The following is a 6,408-nucleotide window of genomic DNA, read 5'->3' on the forward strand; positions in this document are numbered from 1 at the left end:
CCTCGACAAGGGCACCCTCGACCTCAGCGAGCTGAAGTACCTCGTGCTCGACGAGGCCGACGAGATGCTGAAGATGGGCTTCGCGGAGGACGTTGAGACGATCCTCGCCGACACCCCGTCGACCAAGCAGGTGGCGCTGTTCTCCGCCACGATGCCCGCGCAGATCCGCCGCATCTCGGCGCAGTACCTCAACGACCCGGAAGAGATCACGGTCAAGACCAAGACCACGACCTCGGCCAACATCACGCAGCGGTACCTCATCGTGTCGTACCAGCAGAAGATCGACGCCCTCACGCGCATCCTCGAGGTCGAGAACTTCGAGGGCATGATCGTCTTCACCCGCACGAAGAACGAGACCGAGACCGTCGCCGAGAAGCTCCGCGCCCGCGGCTACACCGCCGCCGCGATCAATGGCGACGTCGCCCAGGTGCAGCGCGAGCGCACCGTCAATCAGCTCAAGTCCGGCAAGCTCGACATCCTCGTCGCGACCGACGTCGCCGCCCGCGGCCTCGACGTCGAGCGCATCAGCCACGTCGTGAACTACGACCTGCCGATCGACACCGAGTCGTACGTGCACCGTATCGGCCGCACGGGCCGCGCCGGACGGACCGGGGATGCCATCAGCTTCGTCACCCCGCGCGAGCGGCGCATGCTCACCGCGATCGAGAAGGCCACCCGGCAGCCGCTCACCGAGATGTCGCTGCCGAGCGTCGACGACGTCAACGCCACGCGCCTCACCCGCTTCGACGACGCGATCACCACTGCGCTCGAGGACACCGCGGCGATCGCGACGTTCCGCGACGTCGTCGCGCACTACGTCGCGCACCACGACGTGCCCGAGGCCGACGTGGCCGCCGCGCTCGCCGTGGTCGCGCAGGGCGACACGCCGCTGCTGCTGGAGGAGGAGGCGTTCTCGTCCCCGCGCGCCGACCGTGACCGCGCGCCCCGCGAGGGTGGTGATCGCGGTGACCGCGCCGATCGGCGCAGCAGCGACGGCCGCTTCGCGACGTACCGCATCGCGGTGGGACGTCGGCAACGGGTCGAGCCGCGCCAGATCGTCGGGGCGCTCGCGAACGAGGGGGGCCTGCGCCGCAACGACTTCGGCGCGATCCAGATCCGCCAGGACTTCTCGCTCGTCGAGCTCCCGGCCGACCTCTCGCGCGACACGTTGAACCGGCTCACCGATACCCGCATCTCGGGTGTCCTCATCGACCTGCGTCTGGATCAGGGCGGCCGCTCCGCGAAGCGGAGCGACCGGCCGCAGCGCCGCTCGTTCGACCGCGACTGAGCCCGCGGCATCCTCCCGACGCCTCCGCGACCTCTTCGGTTGCGGGGGCGTCGGTGTGTGATCACGCGGTCGGGGCGTTCTGCGTGGCCCCGGGGCGTCGTGTGTGGCCCCGGGGCCACGTGCAAGAACCCGAGGCGCAGCGCGGAAGTTGAGCCAATTCATATCAAGTCTGCTTGACGCCCAGAACGCCCTGCGATAGCGTTGAGTCATCGCGGCTCAACCCGCGCAGCAGACTTCACGAAACCCCGAGTCGTGGCATCCGCCCGGCTCATGATCAAGGAGACACATATGCCACGTGCAGTGGGAATCGACCTCGGGACGACCAACTCCGTCGTGAGCGTGCTCGAGGGTGGCGAGCCCAAGGTCATCGCCAACGCCGAAGGCTTCCGCACGACCCCGTCGGTCGTCGCCTTCACGAAGGACGGCGAGGTGCTCGTCGGCGAGACCGCCAAGCGCCAGGCCGTCACCAACGTCGACCGCACCGTCTCGTCCGTCAAGCGCCACATGGGCACGACCTGGACGTTCGACGTCGACGGCAAGAAGTGGACGCCGCAGGAGATCTCCGCGCGCATCCTCCAGAAGCTCAAGCGCGACGCCGAGGAGTACCTGGGCGACAGCGTGACGGATGCCGTCATCACGGTGCCCGCGTACTTCAACGACGCCGAGCGTCAGGCGACGAAGGAGGCCGGCGAGATCGCGGGCCTGAACGTCCTCCGCATCATCAACGAGCCCACCGCCGCGGCCCTCGCGTACGGCCTCGACAAGGGCAAGGAGGACGAGCTCATCCTCGTCTTCGACCTCGGTGGCGGAACGTTCGACGTGTCGCTGCTCGAAGTGGGCAAGGACGACGACTTCTCGACCATCCAGGTGCGCTCCACCGCCGGTGACAACCGCCTCGGTGGCGACGACTGGGACCAGCGCGTCGTCGACTACCTCATCAAGCAGTTCAAGGACACCACGGGAGTCGACGTCTCGGGCGACAAGATCGCCCTGCAGCGCCTCAAGGAGGCCGCGGAGCAGGCCAAGAAGGAGCTGTCGAGCTCGACCTCGACGTCCATCAACCTTCCGTACCTCTCGCTGACCGACTCGGGCCCCGTGTCGCTGTCCGAGACGCTCACCCGCGCGAAGTTCGAGGACCTCACGAAGGACCTGCTCGACCGCACCCGCAAGCCCTTCGCCGACGTCATCCGCGAGGCCGGCGTCAAGGTCGACGACATCGCGCACGTGGTGCTCGTGGGCGGCTCGACCCGCATGCCCGCGGTCGCCGAGCTGGTCAAGAACGAGACCGGTCGCGACGCGAACAAGGGCGTCAACCCCGACGAGGTCGTGGCCGTGGGCGCAGCCCTCCAGGCCGGTGTCCTCAAGGGTGAGCGCAAGGACGTGCTGCTCATCGACGTCACCCCTCTGAGCCTCGGTATCGAGACCAAGGGCGGCATCATGACCAAGCTCATCGAGCGCAACACCGCGATCCCGACCAAGCGCAGCGAGACCTTCACCACCGCCGACGACAACCAGCCGTCGGTCGCGATCCAGGTCTTCCAGGGAGAGCGCGAGTTCACCCGCGACAACAAGCCTCTGGGCACGTTCGAGCTCACCGGTATCGCGCCGGCTCCCCGTGGCATCCCGCAGGTCGAGGTCACCTTCGACATCGACGCCAACGGCATCGTGCACGTGTCCGCGAAGGACAAGGGCACCGGCAAGGAGCAGTCGATGACCATCACGGGCGGCTCGTCGCTTCCCAAGGAGGACATCGAGCGCATGGTCCGCGAGGCCGAGGAGAACGCGGCCGAAGACAAGAAGCGCCGCGAGTCCGCCGAGACCCGCAACCAGGCCGAGACCCTGTCGTACTCGATCGAGAAGCTGATCAAGGACAACGACGACAAGCTGCCCGAAGAGGTCAAGACCGAGGTCCAGGCCGACGTCGACGCCCTCAAGACGGCGCTCGCGGGCGAAGACGACGACGCGGTCAAGACCGCGTTCGACAAGCTGAACGCCAGCCAGGGCAAGATCGGCGAGGCCATCTACGCCTCGTCGCAGGCCCAGGGCGAGCAGGCCGACCCGAACGTCGGCCAGCCCGGCAACGGCGAGACGCCGAACCCCGAGGAAGACGTCATCGACGCCGAGGTCGTCGACGACGAGAACCCCGACGAGAAGAAGTAAGCAGAGACCATGGCACACAAGGACGACGAACAGCCCCAGGGCTCGGGCGCCGGTCCTGACGAGACGACGGGGCCGGAGGAGAACACCTCCGGCCCCGCGCCGTCGGACCAGACCCCGGATGCCGAGGGCCTGACCATCGAGGACATCCTCGGTGCCGAGCAGACCGACGAGGCGGCAGCGGAAGGGGCGTCCTCCGACAAGGAGGCCTCGCTGCTGGTCGACCTCAAGCGCTTGCAGGCCGAGTACGCCAACTACCGTCGACGGACCGAGGAGCAGCGCGAACGCGAGATCGAGCGAGCGAAGGGGGAGGCCGTGAAGGGCCTGCTGCCCGTCATGGACGACCTCGACCGCGCAGCCAAGCACGGCGACCTCGTCGAGGGCAGCCCTCTCGCCGCGATCGGCGACAAGGTGCGCGCCGTCGCCGAGCGTCTCGGCGTGGTGTCGTACGGCGCCGCCGGCGAGCCCTTCGATCCGCAGCAGCACGAGGCGATCTTCCAGGCGCCCACGCCGGGCGTGACCGTGGCCACCGTGCTCGAGGTCGTCGAGGTGGGCTACCGCCTCGGCTCCGTCGAGCTGCGACCGGCCAAGGTCGTCGTCGCCGTGCCGGCCGAGTAGGAGGACACATGGCGAGTCAGGACTGGTTCGACAAGGACTTCTACAAGGTCCTCGGTGTCGACAAGGACGTGAGTGCTGCCGATCTCAAGAAGACGTACCGCAAGCTCGCGCGCCAGTACCACCCCGACTCGAACCCGGGTGACGCCAAGGCCGAGGCGAAGTTCAAGGAGATCAGCGAGGCCTACGCGGTGCTCAACGACCCTGAACAGCGCGAGGAGTACGACCAGATCCGAGCCATGGGTTCGGGAGCGCGCTTCTCGGCGCCCGGATCCGGCGGGGGCGGCGGTTTCGACGACGTCTTCAGCCGGTTCGGGCAGCAACGCGGAGGCGCCTCGGCGCCGGGCGGCTTCGAGGACTTCTTCTCGATGTTCGACCAGCAGGGGTCGAGTTTCGGGTCGGGGCGGTTCGGTCAGCCGTCGGGCGGGTACCGCGGTTTCGGTGGTCCGCAGCGCGGCGCCGACGTCACGGCCCGGACGACGCTCGACTTCGTCACCGCGGCCAAGGGCGAGACGATCACCCTGCAGGGTGAGGACGGCGCGCCGTTCAAGGTGAAGATCCCTGCCGGGGTCGCCGACGGACAGAAGATCCGGTTGCGCGGTCGCGGACGCCCGTCCCCGGACGGCGGCGAGAGCGGCGACATCGTCGTGACGGTCGCGGTGCGGCCCCACGCGGTGTTCGCGCGCGACGGGCTCAACCTGCGGCTGACGGTCCCCGTGACCTTCACCGAGGCTGCCCTCGGCGCCACGATCGAGGTCCCGACCCTCGGCGGAGACCCCGTACGGCTCCGCGTCGCACCGGGCACCCCGTCGGGGCGGGTGCTGCGGGTCAAGGGGCGTGGCATCCACTCGTCCAAGGGCACCGGCGACCTTCTCGCCGAAGTCCAGGTGGCCGTTCCCGACCACCTCGACGAGGCCGCCCGCGAGGCCCTCGAGCGCTTCCACGCGCTCGAGCCGAAAGAGAATCCCCGCGCCGACCTGATGGCCAAGGCGCGGCAGTAACGCCGAACTCCTGGCATCCGGGACAATCGGATGCCAGGAGCCGGCGATCGACGAGAGAGGAGAGGCCGTGTCCGAAAGAGAGATCGACGAGGACGCACCGATCTTCGCGATCGCCGTCGCCGCCGAGCTGTCGAACATGCACCCGCAGACGCTGCGGCAGTACGACCGGCTCGGCCTGGTCGTGCCGGCCCGGACGCAGGGCGGGTCGCGACGCTACTCGAGCCGGCACGTCCAGCAGTTGCGGGAGGTCGCGCGGCTGTCGAGCGAGGGCATGAGTCTGCCGGCCATCGCGCGTCTGCTCGCTCTCGAGGAGCGCGTGCACGACCTCTCCCGCCGCGTGAACGACCTCGAACGGCAGTTGATGGCCGAACGCCAGGCGCGCCCGGGGGCGCGCGTGTTCGCGGCCGGTGCCACCGGCTCGGTCGTGACGCTGCGCCATGGCGCGCGCGTGCGGCGGGCGACCGACGTGGTGCTGTGGCGTCCGGGAGACGCCTTTCACCGCGAGGACTGAGGCAGTCTGAGCGTCGAGTGGCGCCGGGGCGCGCGAGCGGCGAGCGCCCGGGGTAGTCTGTCAACGGTCGACAGTTGGGAGCAGACGTGTCGGAACTTCGACCCCTCGCCATGGGTGACCAGATCGCGCACCGCCTCCGCGTCGAGATCATCCGCGGTGTCATTCCGCCGGGCACGCACCTGGCCGAGGACAGTCTGGCCGCGCGATTCGACGTGAGTCGTGGGCCGGTGAGAGATGCCTTGCGTCAACTCGAGGTCGAGGGCCTCGCCGAGGACAGGCGCAAGAGGCTGTACGCGCGGGCCATGGACCTCCGCGACGTGGAGGAGCTCTACGTCGTCAGGGAAGCGTTGGAGTCTCTCGCCATCCGCCTGGCCATTCAGCACGCGAGCGCCAGCGACTGGGATCGCGTGCAGCGGATCGTCGACGGCATGTCGGCTGCTGCGGACGACGACGACGGTGAGCGCTTCGCAGAACTCGACATGGAGTTCCACACGAGCTTCTACACCAACTCGCAGAACCGTCGTCTCGTAGACGCGTGGCGCCCCTATCAGCGGATCTTCGCCATCTTGTTCGAGTTGAGCGATACGTCGGACATCGCCTCCGCGACCGCGGATCACCAGGGATTCCTCGACATCATCCGCACGGGAGACGTGGATGCCGCCGTGCACCGCCTACGTCTTCACCTGACCCTGGCGAAGGGTCATGTCCGCGACGTTCTGCGCGGTCTCGAGGCCGGTACCGTCGCCTGACGCGTGCCGACTCCCGCGCGGGCCTACGTCGGCTGCAGCGCTGTGCGGCACGCGGCCGGGCCATGGCGTCTGCCCCGCCCGCGGGGG

Annotated in this window: 6 protein-coding genes; all 6 read left to right on the forward strand. The window is 68.8% G+C overall.

Going from position 1 to position 6,408, the window contains the following annotated elements:
* The coding region (locus D8Y23_RS15890) for a helicase-related protein (RefSeq protein WP_128219017.1) at positions 1-1,288 on the forward strand (1,288 nt) is incomplete at its 5' end.
* 288 nt (positions 1,289-1,576) lie between these two features.
* Positions 1,577-3,448: a molecular chaperone DnaK gene (dnaK, locus tag D8Y23_RS15895; RefSeq protein ID WP_128219018.1), complete on the forward strand. Its 1,872-nt coding sequence runs from the start codon at positions 1,577-1,579 to the stop codon at positions 3,446-3,448.
* Between the two features lie 9 nt (positions 3,449-3,457).
* Positions 3,458-4,063, forward strand: coding sequence for a nucleotide exchange factor GrpE (locus tag D8Y23_RS15900; protein ID WP_128219019.1), 606 nt, complete (start codon positions 3,458-3,460; stop codon positions 4,061-4,063).
* Between the two features lie 8 nt (positions 4,064-4,071).
* A complete protein-coding gene (locus D8Y23_RS15905; RefSeq protein ID WP_128219020.1) occupies positions 4,072-5,061 on the forward strand; it encodes a DnaJ C-terminal domain-containing protein in 990 nt (329 codons plus the stop codon).
* 67 nt (positions 5,062-5,128) lie between these two features.
* Positions 5,129-5,572 carry a heat shock protein transcriptional repressor HspR gene (locus D8Y23_RS15910; protein WP_128219021.1) on the forward strand — a complete coding sequence of 148 codons (444 nt, stop codon included), beginning with the start codon at positions 5,129-5,131 and terminating at the stop codon, positions 5,570-5,572.
* Between the two features lie 110 nt (positions 5,573-5,682).
* Entirely contained in the window at positions 5,683-6,321 is a 639-nt protein-coding gene (locus D8Y23_RS15915; protein WP_205797341.1) for a GntR family transcriptional regulator, read from the forward strand.
* The last annotated feature ends 87 nt before the right edge of the window (positions 6,322-6,408 follow it).

It is taken from the genome of Microbacterium enclense (assembly GCF_004022425.1).
Lineage (GTDB): Bacteria > Actinomycetota > Actinomycetes > Actinomycetales > Microbacteriaceae > Microbacterium > Microbacterium enclense_A.